This is a genomic window from Paenibacillus sp. GbtcB18, assembly GCF_019091125.1.
In the GTDB taxonomy this organism is placed as follows: domain Bacteria; phylum Bacillota; class Bacilli; order Paenibacillales; family NBRC-103111; genus Paenibacillus_F; species Paenibacillus_F chitinolyticus.
On the sequence record NZ_JAGXJX010000012.1, the window covers coordinates 21,578 to 35,611 of the forward strand.

General features: G+C 44.1%; 12 protein-coding genes and 2 pseudogenes. 4 read left to right on the forward strand and 10 right to left on the reverse strand.

Features of this window, described 5'->3' with window-relative positions:
• Window positions 1–43: 43 nt before the first annotated feature.
• Entirely contained in the window at window positions 44–2,092 is a 2,049-nt protein-coding gene (locus KVT34_RS25960) for a serine hydrolase domain-containing protein (protein WP_217562542.1), read from the reverse strand.
• Between the two features lie 334 nt (window positions 2,093–2,426).
• Here KVT34_RS25960 and KVT34_RS25965 point away from each other — a divergent pair, with 334 nt between their 5' ends.
• Window positions 2,427–3,059 carry a TetR/AcrR family transcriptional regulator gene (locus KVT34_RS25965; RefSeq protein WP_217562544.1) on the forward strand — a complete coding sequence of 211 codons (633 nt, stop codon included), beginning with the start codon at window positions 2,427–2,429 and terminating at the stop codon, window positions 3,057–3,059.
• A 469-nt stretch (window positions 3,060–3,528) separates the two neighbouring features.
• Here the strand turns inward: KVT34_RS25965 and KVT34_RS25970 are convergent.
• Window positions 3,529–3,821, reverse strand: a pseudogene (locus tag KVT34_RS25970) (thioredoxin family protein).
• Window positions 3,822–4,121: 300 nt separating this feature from the next.
• Window positions 4,122–4,685, reverse strand: coding sequence for a TetR/AcrR family transcriptional regulator (locus KVT34_RS25975; protein ID WP_217562546.1), 564 nt, complete (start codon window positions 4,683–4,685; stop codon window positions 4,122–4,124).
• Between the two features lie 164 nt (window positions 4,686–4,849).
• Here KVT34_RS25975 and KVT34_RS25980 point away from each other — a divergent pair, with 164 nt between their 5' ends.
• Window positions 4,850–6,277 carry an MDR family MFS transporter gene (locus KVT34_RS25980; protein WP_217562549.1) on the forward strand — a complete coding sequence of 476 codons (1,428 nt, stop codon included), beginning with the start codon at window positions 4,850–4,852 and terminating at the stop codon, window positions 6,275–6,277.
• 72 nt (window positions 6,278–6,349) lie between these two features.
• Here the strand turns inward: KVT34_RS25980 and KVT34_RS25985 are convergent, their stop codons facing one another.
• A complete protein-coding gene (locus tag KVT34_RS25985; RefSeq protein ID WP_217562551.1) occupies window positions 6,350–6,874 on the reverse strand; it encodes a dihydrofolate reductase family protein in 525 nt (174 codons plus the stop codon).
• Between the two features lie 100 nt (window positions 6,875–6,974).
• Between KVT34_RS25985 and KVT34_RS25990 the strand changes: the two are divergent.
• A pseudogene (locus KVT34_RS25990) lies at window positions 6,975–7,281 on the forward strand (NAD(P)H-dependent oxidoreductase); the annotation flags it as partial.
• Window positions 7,282–7,732: 451 nt separating this feature from the next.
• Complete coding sequence (locus KVT34_RS25995) at window positions 7,733–8,512, forward strand: class I SAM-dependent methyltransferase (protein ID WP_217562553.1); 780 nt, start codon at window positions 7,733–7,735, stop codon at window positions 8,510–8,512.
• A gap of 447 nt (window positions 8,513–8,959) precedes the next feature.
• Here the strand turns inward: KVT34_RS25995 and KVT34_RS26000 are convergent, their stop codons facing one another.
• The 6 genes from KVT34_RS26000 to KVT34_RS26025 all read right to left on the reverse strand — a co-directional run bounded on the left by KVT34_RS26000 (window position 8,960) and on the right by KVT34_RS26025 (window position 14,034).
• Window positions 8,960–9,358: a cytidine deaminase family protein gene (locus tag KVT34_RS26000; RefSeq protein ID WP_217562556.1), complete on the reverse strand. Its 399-nt coding sequence runs from the start codon at window positions 9,356–9,358 to the stop codon at window positions 8,960–8,962.
• A gap of 123 nt (window positions 9,359–9,481) precedes the next feature.
• Complete coding sequence (locus KVT34_RS26005) at window positions 9,482–10,132, reverse strand: GNAT family N-acetyltransferase (RefSeq protein ID WP_217562558.1); 651 nt, start codon at window positions 10,130–10,132, stop codon at window positions 9,482–9,484.
• 124 nt (window positions 10,133–10,256) lie between these two features.
• Entirely contained in the window at window positions 10,257–11,060 is an 804-nt protein-coding gene (locus KVT34_RS26010) for a MerR family transcriptional regulator (RefSeq protein WP_217562560.1), read from the reverse strand.
• Between the two features lie 20 nt (window positions 11,061–11,080).
• Entirely contained in the window at window positions 11,081–11,668 is a 588-nt protein-coding gene (locus tag KVT34_RS26015) for a DUF1349 domain-containing protein (protein ID WP_217562562.1), read from the reverse strand.
• Between the two features lie 558 nt (window positions 11,669–12,226).
• On the reverse strand, window positions 12,227–13,075 hold the full coding sequence (locus KVT34_RS26020; protein WP_217562564.1) for a class I fructose-bisphosphate aldolase: 849 nt from the start codon (window positions 13,073–13,075) through the stop codon (window positions 12,227–12,229).
• Between the two features lie 137 nt (window positions 13,076–13,212).
• Window positions 13,213–14,034 carry a carbohydrate ABC transporter permease gene (locus KVT34_RS26025; RefSeq protein WP_254635162.1) on the reverse strand — a complete coding sequence of 274 codons (822 nt, stop codon included), beginning with the start codon at window positions 14,032–14,034 and terminating at the stop codon, window positions 13,213–13,215.

Genomic DNA, 14,034 nt, shown 5'->3' on the forward strand with positions numbered 1-14,034 from the left:
CTTGATGATCACCTCCTCAAATAAGTCCTGAGAACAGTACAGATTATTTCATTGTTATTATAAATTCAGAGCCCGGCGCGCCGGCAAATACGATCGTTCCGTTCTTGGGCAAAGTCACTTTGTTGTTGCCGCTGACGATGGTATGGTTGACGCATATTCCTTCCTCATCATATACCACGAAAACACCATTCGTTGGCAGCTTGACCGTCATCGTTTTGCCTGCTGCAGCTGCCGGGATAGTATACCATTTAGCGGCCCTGTTCGCTGGCACCGTGGCCTTGGACTTATTTCCTGCATAGATGGGTTTCACGTTCGCCTCGCTTACAAATGAGTGCCCGTTTACATTCAAATATTCGATGCCGTCTTCCGTGTAGAACTGGGCTTCCGTCGTATCCCGGCCTGATATTCCCGGGATTTGGATCTGACTCGTCGCCGTGTTCGGACCTGTGATCTTTCTATCCTCCCAATAACCTGGCAGACCGTCGGCGAGGCTAATTTCGATTGCCGGATACTCAAAGAAATACATATCAGAGCTGAATTTCTGGTTCACGAGATAGAACTTAGTACCTTCCCGTTTTGCCCAAGCTTCGGCGGTCTCCTTCGACAGCACGTTGTCTTCGAGCTTCTCGGCCGCATACTCTGACGTTGCTAGCTGCCCCAATCCCGGCAACGTCTCATAGGTTCGCTTCCACAAATACGTGCGTCCGTTTTTCTCGGTGACGAAGCTGATCTTGGAGGTTCCGTTCTCGTTGATAAAGCTTCCATCCGAATTATATGTATACTTCGTGTCCGGATCGTTTGGAATGGACAGTTCTCCGTCCTTGGTGATCTCAATTCGGAACTGCGTTCCACTGCTGACGTAATAGCCCGCTCGCTTCAATACATCTTGGCTTATCTTGGCCTTAACCGGTTTGTCGAATGATTTATCCGGCTTGATGTTCTTAATTTCGCCCTTTTCTTTGAGCGCTAGCAGCAGCAATTCGCTTGCCAGCAGTTGATTCATGCTACTGCTACCGTCGGATGATAACACGGCAGCCGCCATCTTTTTCTCAGGAAGCACGACGAGAGAAGCAGAATACTCAGAAATGTCCCCGCCCTTGGCTAAGCCCTTTATTCCGTAATCATTGAACGGGTATAGCTTCACACTGTCCCAGCCGAGACCGTAATTGTTGCTGTCGTCCACATCCTCCGGCCAGATGCCTTTCTTGTATTCCTCTTGTTCCATTGCCCGTACCGACTTGTCGGAAAGGATACTCTTTGCCTGTCCCGTAAATATTTGCGAGAATCGTACCATGTCTTCTGCCGTGGAATTAATCCCCCCTTCGGCGATCACATTGACAAAAACATTCGGAAGCCGCCCCCGGTAATCCCTGACATAGTACCCGGCAAACTTGCTGCCTTTCAATTCATCCTGCGGTGTCTTAGTATGATTCATCTGCAATGGTTCTGTGAAATATTGAGAGAGAAATGAGGTAAAGCTCATGCCGCTCACTCTTTCAACGAGAATCTCGGCAAGCGTAAAGCCGCTGTTGCAATACACTGAGAATGCTCCAGGGTCCGCCTTCAAAGTCTGGTCGGACAATGTTTGCAGTAAGGAATCATGGGCGTAGGTGTCGTTATCCTCGAACAAAGAATCGCTCGTAGATCCCGTACCTCGCAGACCAGAGGAGTGGTTCAACAGCATACGCGGCGTTATGCGCTTATACCGTTCGTCTTTCATCTTGAAATCGGTTATATACTGAACGACGGGAATATCCAGATCGATTTTCCCTTGGTCTACTAATTTCATGACCGCCGCGGCCCCAAATACTTTGCTGACCGATCCGATACCGTACAATGTATCCTTGGTCAGTGGCTTATCATTGTTGCCAGTCTGGCCAGACACAGTGATTTTTCCATTGTTAATCAGCGCATACTGAACGCTATTCGTCTTAGTGGATTTGATAAGCAACGCAGCCTTTTCGGCAGCGGTTTTCCCCAAGTCTTGGCTATCCTCGACCGCAGGGGTGACGCTGGAAGCCATTGCTCCAGCTGGTGCAATCATAGTTAACGCAAGTGTAGCGGATAGCACCCAAGAATGATTTTTTTTCATGTAAAATACCTCCGTAATAGGTTTATCTTCGCCTTGAAGATAAGTGATGAAAAATCCTTTTTTGTTTTTCCTACCTTCTTTTCGGAAGGCTTAAAAACAACGTCAACAATGCGAGTACGCTCGCAAAAATAAGTAACTTTCCCTTTTTCTTTTGGCTATCTCCTTTTCTTTTTCAAAAGCTAAACTTCATAGTTAAAACAGTTGGGTACAAAAACAAAAAAAAACTAACCGTTCGGTCAAATAATATTCTACTAAAAACTAACCGAACGGTCAATATTTTGTGTTATGCTATAATAACCGAAGAAATGTGACAAGCATTTTAGGAGGAAAGTAAATGATAGATGGTAGAGAAAAAAAGGGGAACAAAACGAAAGAAGCTTTATTAAACGCTACAATCACTTTAATAGCAGAAAATGGGTTAGAAGCATTAAGTGCCAACAGCATAGCAAAGAAAGCAAATGTTAGTAAAGCAAGCGTGTTTCATCACTTTGGTTCCATGGAGACGATTCAACAAGAAGCTTTTATTTTTGCTGATGAGCTAATGAGTGAAGCGCTGGAACAAATTTATCAGGAAGCAAAGGAAACGGATTCTTTTGCGGATATTATGCTCAAATATTTTCTCTTCTTTATTGAAGAAAAAAACAAGGATTACTTAAATTTAATTAATGTTCAAATTCAATTTCTAGTGAAGTCTTCATATGATACGGAGTTTGACGAGCTTATCTATGGTAAAGACAGCGAAAAAACACCGTTTGATTTCTTTGAGATTTTAGTGGGTGATTTTTATGGGGATACGTTAAACGCGAATGACTTGGAGTTAGTAAATGATTTAATCATTACTTCTATAAATGGATTCGCAACATTTTTAATCTCTAAGGCAGACACAGAATGGCTTGTTTCGTTATGGAAAGGAAATATTAAAATGATTGAAATCTATATCCAATCATTAATCGAATCAAATTCATAATCCATGTCCATTTCGGCTAACGATATAAGTCGAGATTTCCGCTTGATCCAGACTTGTTTCATCATTTTGGGTTACGAAAGGATTTAAGTCAACTTCAACGAAAAGCCACTTTCTTTCCCGCGGCTTCGTCTTCTTATTTAATCCGAATACTGGCCCAACTACAGCTGCTTGTCCTGCATTCAATGCTCACGCCGAGATTCGCCCAGCCACGCTTGGACGACGAGAAAATAGGATTTGCGGCATCTGAGCCTGTCGGCGCTAATGCCGCAAATCCTCCGGCCCATTCTTACCCGGAACAACAATTATTGGGCGACAATAATTGTTAAGTTGCTAAAACACGCGCCTTTGCCTGCGTTGAACTCGCCTCCGGTGCCCGCTGTGTTCCGATTATCGGCCTGACTGCTACTTCAGCCGCTAAGCCGCCGCCTCTTCTTCTCCCTCCGGACAAGGACATCAAAAATGATTTGACCTAATTCCAACAGTTCCCTGGAAATCGGTTTTGTTTATCGACTGGCTTCCCATCTTTGAACAAAATCGTTGTCGGTAGGGACATCACGCCGTAGAATGATGCGGTTTCCGCGTTTTCATCCACGTTTATTTTTACAATCTATACATCGTCCCGCTGAGTCGCATCAAAATCTTCGAGTACGGAGGCGAACACATTCGGCAAGGCGAGCATCAGGTTGCCCAGAAGTTGACCAGCGTTAGCCCCTCGCTGCGCAAATCGTTATTAAATGTATTGTCTGTCGAATGACAAATCATGGAGATCATCTTCCTTTCGTCCGAAACAGTTCAAACAGATGCAGCAGGACTGTTCGCCAAATTGCCTTGAGTCTTTGTCTTAAAAAACTCCAGCGTAGCACCTCCCAGTTGGATTATCCACGCCTTTCAAACGGGAAACGATACATGTTCTTTTGTCTTGGACAAGAACATGTATCGTTAAAACAAAAAAAGCCGCGACGATGCGACTCGTAGTTTTCGGACCTTATACCAGAAGCATTAGAACCAACAAGACAAATATTATTCTTTCTCACTTGTGCTAAAACAATAGCCAAATCAGGGCTATATTTCATCCATTTCTCCAAAATCAAAAATCGTTTCATTCACCAGTCTATGAAAATATTGATCCATCTGCGATAAGCTCACCCGATTCGGATTTTTATGCAGCCAGGCACTTAAAGCAACCATCACGGACACATGAAATTCTGCTAACAAGTCATGCGGGATGTCGATTGTATTGGAATGTTCGATGAACTTTAATGCATCTTTCTTTAATAACCGCATGGAGTAAGTCGTCATGCAATCAAAGAAAAGTTCGTCACCATGTTGCGCACGAATTAACTCATAGGAATCGGAGTCTTCAAAAAAATCGTTGGACCAAAAAAAGGGCCTTAAAATCCTTTTGTCTAAGGGAATTTCCCAATATTGATCCATCAATTGACTCAGCCCATACTCCAGCAATCTGAATTTGTCCTCGAAATGCTTATAGAACGTGGAACGATGAACCATTGCTTTTTCGCAAATTTGATCAACAGTAATTTTGGAAAACCCCCTCTTTTCTGCTGTCATTAGATCAAAAAGTGCTTTCCATAACAATTGCATGGAGCGACGTTTTCTTAAATCCATCCCGTTGCCCTCTCTTTTCATTCCTATTCTCAGACATTTATTTGAATCTGTCTCCTAACTGTACAAAGTAGGTGTATTGCATATATTTTGCAGCTTGCATGATCACTATAATGAAAATTGACTTCATTATTTGACCTATATTTGTACGAAAGGAAGGCACAAACATGGATTTGGATTTACAGAAAGTGAAACGCATGCCAATTATGATCGCCCTCATGATGGGAGCATTTGTGGCAACATTAAACGAAACGCTGCTGGGCAATGCCTTGCCTGTGCTAATGAAGGAATTCCAGGTAGGCGCCACCACAATACAGTGGCTGACTGCGGCTTATCTGCTCGTTGTCGGCACACTCATTCCCGTAACGGCTCTTATTCAGCAGTGGTTTACGACAAGACAGCTTTTTTCCCTTGCCATGATTACCTTTTTAATCGGTACGATCCTCGCTGCAACAGCACCTAATTTTGTGTTGCTATTAGTTGGAAGGGTGATTCAAGCCGTTGGGACGGGGATCATCATCCCGCTGCTGATGAATACGTTGTTAATGATCTATCCTCCGGAAAAACGAGGTTCGGTTATGGGGGTGCTCTACTTAATCTTTACATTTGCCCCCGCTATCGGACCTACACTTTCAGGCATTATTATTGATGTCATGGATTGGCGTTGGCTGTTCTATACGATTGTTCCCTTTACGATCATTTCCATTATCATCGGGTATATTTATCTTGTAAATGTCACGAAGATCACAAAGCCCAAAGTTGATGTGCTGTCCATTATCTTATCGACATTAGGTTTTGGCGGCGTTGTGTATGGATTTAGCTCTACAGGGAATGCTGGCTGGTCAGATCCGCAAGTTTATTGGCCCATTATCGTTGGCGGCCTGGCCTTGATTTTATTCACGGTTCGGCAACTGCGCATTTCAAACCCGATTTTGGAATTGCGCACCTTCCGATTTTCGTTGTTCTCTCTCTCGATTATACTATTGATTATTGTGATGATGGCGATGTTTGCAACACTCACTTTATTGCCTATGTTTTTACAAAGCGTGTTGCTGGTGACCGCATTTCAATCCGGACTCATGATGTTGCCAGGTAGTGTAGTTAATGGTCTGATGTCTCCTGTTACGGGAAAACTTTTCGATCGATTTGGCGCTAGAGTCATGATTATACCGGGTTTATTGATCGTCTGTCTGGCGATGTATCTCTTTACGGGATTTACGCTAGAGTCGACGAATCTGCAAATTATCTTAACGCACTGTCTCCTTATGTTAGGTGTGGCGCTCGTTCTGGTTCCCCTCCAAACCTATGGGCTGAATCAAATTACGCCAGAATATTATGCGCATGGATCCGCAATTTTCAGTACGTTGCAGCAAGTTGCCGGGGCGATTGGCTCAGCATTGTTCATCGCGACCATGTCTGCGCGGTCTCGTAGTCATTTGGCGCAGTCATTGAGCCCTAATGATGTAACCGAACAATTAACGGCATCTGTTGCGGGCTATAGTGACACGTTCATGCTCGGCTTCGTTATTGCGATCATTGCCGTGGCAGTAGCTCTCTTTCTAAGAAAAAGCGCAAAAGCAAAACAAGCGGGTTAACCGCTTTCGGGAGTAGTAAGGACACGTGAGATCGGTATTCCCAATCTCACGTCCTTAATCTGTTCAAAGCTTTTAGGATTTCACCATATAATGTAGCTGAACCATTTGTCCGTAACGTTTGGTCTTGGCCAAGGAAAGCTTCATTTCCGGATTTTCTTTTTTGAAGAGCGGAATCCCTTTCCCTAAAATAGTGGGAACCATTGTGATGATAAACTCGTCGACGAGTTTGCTTTTCAATAATACGTCGAGAATCTCGGCTCCGCCGACGATCCAGATTTTAGAACCTTCCTGTTCTTTCAGATTCTCGATGAACTCCGACACATCTCCGGTGACGAAGGTCACATGCGGACTTGGTTCTTTTTCGGAACGTGAGAACACATAGCACCTCTTATCTGGATAGGGAAATTGATCAGCTAATTCAAAGGTATGCTCGTATGTTTTATTCCCCATTAATACTGTGTCAATCGTCTCATAAAATTCGCTATAGCCGTTGTCCCCTTCTCCTTCTGCTTCGTAGAGCCAATCAATCTCTCCATTCTCTCGCGCAATATACCCGTCCAAGGTTGCTGCAATGTATAATACGACCGGACGCTTCATTTTCTGTATCCCCTTTCTAATGTTTAATTTGTTGCTGTCTCATCATAATAGCCTTAAAATATGTCATCCTGTGTCATATATGCCCTGAAAATACTAAACATTGCGTAGCTTTAATATCCTCTCAAAACTAAAATATTATATGGATAATATTATGATTCCAAAGGAAACGTTTAAATATACCGAGTCTGCCTCGGATAATGGAAGAAGATCCGTCGGTCTTCGCAATGATGGCAGAAGTATGGTTGTCATTCAAGCCAGTGGATCAATATATACTAATCACCGAAGTGGAGTGCTCACATAAATTTTTGAAGTCCATGTTTCATTTGATTGGAATCGAAGATTTTGAAACCATTCGAAAAGAGTATAAAGAAGCTGAGGAGCAAGCTTTAAAATTAGACGCTAAATAGAAAAATATGAAGGCAACCGATCTGTATCATCGACTGCTTGCTTGACGATATAATCTTCAAGCATTTAAGAGACGAAGCCTTTCACCCCTTTCCTGTAGAGAACCTATCTACCTCACTTGATGAAGATTAGAGATGTGAAACCTCGCTATATTTAAATTTGATATTTCCATGCATTTAAAAATAAGAAAAAAGCTGATTACGACAACTCCTTCACGTCATTACTTATCAATAAGGTTATTTTATTCATGCATTTCATGCTGTCTCTAACTGTCTCAAAAATAAAAAATGCAACGCTATTAACGGCATCGCATCGCACTTTTTAGAAATTCGGTTTGGCTGGACATCGCGTTTTCTACGCTTATACCTATAGAGTTTTGCGGATTTATTTGATATAATAAAATGAAACTTAGTTTCATCTAATGAAACTTATCGATAGGAGAGGGATATACAAATGCCAATTAACTTTCATGATGAACAAAACAGACAGACGTATGCAACAAGAAACGCTGATGAATCTTGGATATCTTTAATAAAAGATACAGTAGATGTATCGAACAAGTTGATTGCAGATATTGGTTGTGGAGGGGGTATTTATACACAGGCTCTTATTAAGATGGGGGCATCTCATGTAGTTGGTGTAGATTTTTCTGAAGAGATGTTAAAAGGGGCGGCTCACAACTGCAATAACATTCAAAACGTTACATTTCTAAGGGGAGACGCTTACCAATCAAACCTACCTGCAAATGAGATTGACATTGTATTAGAAAGAGCATTAATTCACCATCTGAACGACTTAGATGCTTGTTTCAAAGAAGCATATCGCATCATTAAAGAGGGTGGCGTTCTCATCGTTCAAGATAGAACCCCTAAAGATTGTTTATTACCCGGGGATGAAAATCACATTAGAGGTTATTTTTTTGAAAGGTTTCCTCAGTTAATTGATAAAGAAATATCTCGCAGGTATGATTCAGGTCAAGTACAGCAAGCATTGGAATCGAATGGATTTCGATTAGCTAAAACTGTTTCACTTTGGGAAACAAGACGTGTTTATTATGGATTAGAAGAATTAAATAAAGACTTGCTGTTAAGGACTGGGCGTTCCATTCTTCATGAATTGACGGATGTGGAACTTCAAGAATTGATATCTTTCATTGAAGGAAAACTCAGCGATAGTCAACCACCAATAATTGAGAAGGATTCATGGACAGTATGGTTCGTTATAAAACATTAATCTCCTGTGACTTTCCTTCATAAAATGATTTGTGCAAAAAAAGGGGGCTAGTCGCCCCTCCTTACTGTTTACGCCAATGCATCTCCGATTTAATTGTCATTCACCACACTGGGCCTCAGAAACGACGATCTTGTAGTTATTCAGGCCCTTTTGCGACACTTATCACATCCATAAAATGTTTTTCATATACCGGTATATCAATTTGAATCATGAACTTACAGGACTTATACTAAATCGCATTATAACCACCTATACTCGCATGTGGTTTAGGCTTCATGGCCACCAGTCATAAGAACAACTACATCGCTTGTCCGTCGATAAGTTAAATATGACATTTATTGCAACAAAATCGAATCCCAACCTGCTTTTTACTTTGCCCATTCGACTTCACTTGGGAGACTGGATCTGCTTCCTTGGGGTTGGATCCGGACAGCTCATCTCAATAGTTCACCATTCTCGCCCACGATTGGTTTTCCAGTCATAGGGCAAAATATCTTTCAATAAAACAAACGTGTCGTTTTCTACCTCGACAACAGCCTCTAAATTTTCTTTTGACAGTTGACTAATGAGCTCACGGCATCGGCCGCATGGTGGTACGGCATTCCCTTCCGAATCGGCGGCTACAAAGGCGTTTACTCGATATTCACCATGTTTCAGCATTTCCGCCACCGCTGCATGTTCCGCGCAAAATCCCATGGAACACGCGGTATCTATACTAATGCCTGTATAGATATTGCCGTCTGCCGTTTCGATGGCCGCCCCCACGCTTCCATATGCTACATAATCATTTAGTTCTTTTGGTGAAGCTGCTGCAGCCGCTACTTTTTTCAATTCCTTACTATTCATATGTGTCCTCCTGTGTAATAACTGAGATTTCCCGTCCCCATTATCGTATCGATCCGCGCAAGATCGGCATTTAAAATCGAGAGTGCCAGCATGGTTCCAATTCTCTGCTCGATACCCGGTCGATTATTTCGTTGGCACTTTTTTTGCCAATCTCCTCCACATATAACTCCATTCTTTCTCATTGAATAACCAATGCCATACCAGACTATTCTCATGTGACCGGACACTATATCCCAATTGCTCGTACAGTTTTCGGGCGCGCTGGTTATTGCCGGAGACATAGAGACTTAAGCGATCCACTCCCGGTTCTTGTTGCGCAATCTGTTCCGCCCAAAGCAACAGCATCTTGCCGACTCCCTGGCCGCGATAATCGGGGTGAACCGCCACGTCAGCAATATAACATTCGTCCGCCTGCGGCTTATAATCGAATAGCGATAACCCCATCCGCATTTTGAACAAGTTCCATTTCCCGAAGCGGCGAAAATTTTGCCAGGAAGGCGGCGCTTGCCGCGGTATTGACGCGCTGCCACCGTTTTGGGCCGGCCATTTGATCGCGATGGTGCCGATGACCCTCCCCTCTTGCAAAGCGAGCATCCGTCGATTTCCAGGCATATCGGGAATGTGCTCAAGCCATCGTTCGAAAAAAAGAGCCAGCTCGTCGCCGTCCATACTTGTAAGGTGCCGGAATTTTCCGTGCAATAAGTACGCCAGCAATTGGCCGACCTGTCGGTGATAAATCGGTTGCATCGGTTCAAGCATGATCGGTTCAGTCATTTTCATTCCCTCCTATCTCTATCGGTTGTTGCTGGGGAATTCAAATCCCAGTATAAAGTCTCACACGATGTGAAACTCAAGAGGAAAGATCAACCGAACCCATCATTGGAAGAAACGTCGTACGCTACTCGGCACCGATCGCTACGCTCACTTCCGTCACGAACGCTTGCTCATCGGATATCACCCATCCGTCTGTATAATAAGTTTCTATAAAAGGGCCCCGAATCGGGTACCCGCCTGCGGTTGCCCAATCGTACAAAGCACGATAAGCGTAGCTGATGCTGTCGTAGCTTCCACGGTGCAGGGTGCTAATACAAGGTGATTCTCTGAAAAATTGGATTCGGGGATCATCCGTTCCCTCCTTCCACTCAATGGGCTGGCCGATTTCCGCATCATATAGCTCCGCATCCGCTTCCTGAACCGTATGAAAAATCGTAAAATGTTGACCGCAGAGCACCGGGTTCATTTGCTTGACGGACTGCCGAAGATGATCCATCAATAGCTCTAGACCGTCTTCACTCACCGTTTTTCGAAGGCATAATGCATGAAAAGATGGCCTTGTCCCCCGAAAAACTGGATATGTATGTACCCGTTTTATCGTCTTTTCAGGCTCGACGGCGCGCTTCATTTCTTTAATCGCATCTGCATATCCCAGAGCGATTTTCTGTAATTCGGCGATCTTCTGTTGAAAAAGGGCTTTGACCGCTTCTTCATCCGATTCAAGCACTCGTTTGATGTCCTCAGTGGAAAATTGATATTTGTGCAGCTTTTTGATCGTGTTTAGGATCTGAATATCCTCAGCGGAGTAGTATCGATACCTGTTCGCCTCATCCTTTCTAGGCGTCAACAACCCTTTTTCGTCGTAGTATCTCAACATCCGTTCTGATATTTTGTTGATTTTAGAGAATTCGCCAATTTTATATTCCAATCCGCTGCCTCCCCTTCCAATCATTCATGAGACTTCCACATGCATTCGGTGATCTCCATCCCGCTAAAAGTAGACGTGAACGAAGAATTCTCCGGGCTGCATGCATACATACCCAGTTGAATTTCCCCGCCCCCCTCAAATAAATGAAAAATACGCATTTGATTATATTCTACTCCGTCATATGAGTTCTCGATGCAGAAATCATGATTGCGACGGCTGATTCTGTAAAACATAATTTTAATACTAGCGTCAATATCTGTGGTCGCCCAATCGGAAAACCCGTTGTTCGTCACTACACTGCCTAATCGTTGATATTGTTCATTTTCGTATTCAATGGAAGCCTTGAACCAATTGTCGCTGTTTTGGTAGATCGCTACACCACATTGATCAAACCGATTTTTAGTATCAAACTCTGTTCGAACAACAAATGAAAAGTACGGTTCATGAATCTTGAATAACAGAGCCGGTGCGTTATCGTTTCTAAAACCGTAGTACGTACGCTGCCAGAAGTCCGTTCCAGGCTCTGTTTGAATTACAACTTCATTTTCTCGAATCGAATAATTCGTGGGCTCATTTAACCAAAATAATTGACTTGGATCGTATTTCATGAACTGTCCCTCCTGCTTATACAATAGTTTAAATACGGTGGAACACTTTATACATGCTTTACTTGTATCTCAAAGTATTCATTTTGCAGAAGACCCATATGCCTATCATTCAATGAAAATACTTTAACGGAAACTCGATGAAGATTCATTTGTAAAACGTAATCCCAGCAGTAATTTCAACCCCTCTAAAACATATCCTTTACCCTAATATTCCTCTAGCCCAATGTCAATAATACAGTCAGCAAAATGCATATATAATAAAAAGATTGTCGTTTTATATAATGGATTATGCCGGATCTATGTATAGTTTCAACCGTTTATATTAAAACAATGAGGCAATCAGTCATAAAAAAACCACATTCTTAAGAAAAAGAATGTGGTTAAGTTAGCAATTTGGTGGGTGTTATGATTTCAGCAGCAGGGCCCGCTACAAAGTTTTTTGCACCGTGTACTCCCGTTTTTAACTGGTATGTTAAGTGAAGCCCGCATACGAGGCTAGACACGGCATACAATAAAATCCGCGGAAAAAGAACCGCATCACCGAAACGGCTAGATCGGTCAGCCGTTCTCCTGTTCTCCCTTCAATATCGCAAGCGCCTGTTCTGCCGCTGCATCTTTATGCACAATCGACATTAACGCAGCCGTCATGCCTGCAGGGTTCGGATGCTGAATTACATTGCGTCCGTAAACGATACCTGAAGCGCCCTGCTTCATTAGCTCATACGTACGATTCATGATCTCTTCATCGCTTGCGCGGCCGCCGCCTCTTACGAGTACGGGAACGCCAGAAGCCACCTCAATCACCCGATGATATTCGGATACTTCGTCGCAAGGATCCGACTTGATGATATCTGCACCAAGCTCGACGCCCTGCCGGACAAGCGCCATAATTTTACGGATGTCCCCGTCCACCATATAGCCGCCGCTCACTTCATTTGGCAGCATGACCAGCGGTTCCACCATGAGCGGCATGCCGTATTGTTCGCATTCCGTTTTCAGCCGGGAGATGTTCGCGACGCATTGATGATGAAGCTCAGGCTGACCCGGAAGCAGCAGCAGATTGACGCATACGGCAACCGCATCCAATCGCACGGCATGCCAGATCGCCTGATCGACCAACTCGCTGAACAAGTGCCGCGGCAGTTCCTTACCGTAAATATTGGCCGCATCCGTCCTCAGAACTAGACCAGGCTTCGCCTTCCCCGGGATTTGCTGATATTGGCGGGCTTGTCCGACGCCCAGTTGCACGCAATCCGGATTCGCCTGAATCACGGTATCGATCGCGTGCTTCATATTTTCAATCCCGGACAAAAAGGAAAATTCGTTAAAAAATCCGTGATCGATCGCGACATCGAAGCATTTTCCATCCTGAGCAAACATTCGATTCAATCTTGCTGTGACCGACATATCCTTCACTCCTTCGGATTATTCGTTTGTAACTGTTTATAGTGATAATTACAACTATATTTATTGCCTATAAAATGATTATTTGCTCATGCGTATAGATCCCAGCGCGCGATACGAAGACCTCCGAATCGCCGCGGTCAGCCCTTGACCGCCCCCGCCGACAATCCTTTTACGAAGAAACGCTGGAAGCTCAAGAACAAGACCAGAATGGGCAGCAGTGTGATGGTTATTCCCCCGAACAGCAGACTCAAGTCCGCCATTCCGCGTCCGGCGAAAAACTTGTACAAGCTGATGCTGATGGTGGGGTAATCCTTAGCATTGACAATCACCAGCGGCAGCTGCAGGTCGTTCCACACGTAGATGAATTGCAAAATAAACAGCGATGCCGTCACCGGTTGAACGAGCGGAAAGATAACGCGGAAGAACGTGCGCGCCGGTGAACTGCCGTCGATATAAGCCGACTCTTCCAGATCGAACGGCAGGCTGCGCATGAAGCCGCTGAACATGAAGATGCAGAAAGGCGATAATACAGCAACATAGACCAGCGTGATACCCATCATGGTATTTTGCAAGGAAAGGCTTTTCAAGAGAAATACGATCGGAATGAGCACCGATTGCACCGGGATCAGAATGGCAGCCGCGTACACCCAATACAGCGTGTTAAATATCGGGTGTCGGATACGGGCCACGGCGTAAGCGGCCATCGCGGACAGGCTGATGGCAAAAATCAACGCTATGCCGGCGATCGAAAACGTAACGCCATACGCTTTGAGCGTGTTCATCTTCTCGAAAGCTCTTACGATATTGTCGAATCCGACGGAAAAATCGGGCAACGCCAGGGGCGCGGTGACTATTTGCTTATGGCTCTTGAACGCATTGATCATGATCAGGTACAAGGGAATCGATATGATCACAGCGAGTAAGCAGGCGAACAGCTCGAAGGCGGTTTTTTTCGCCAT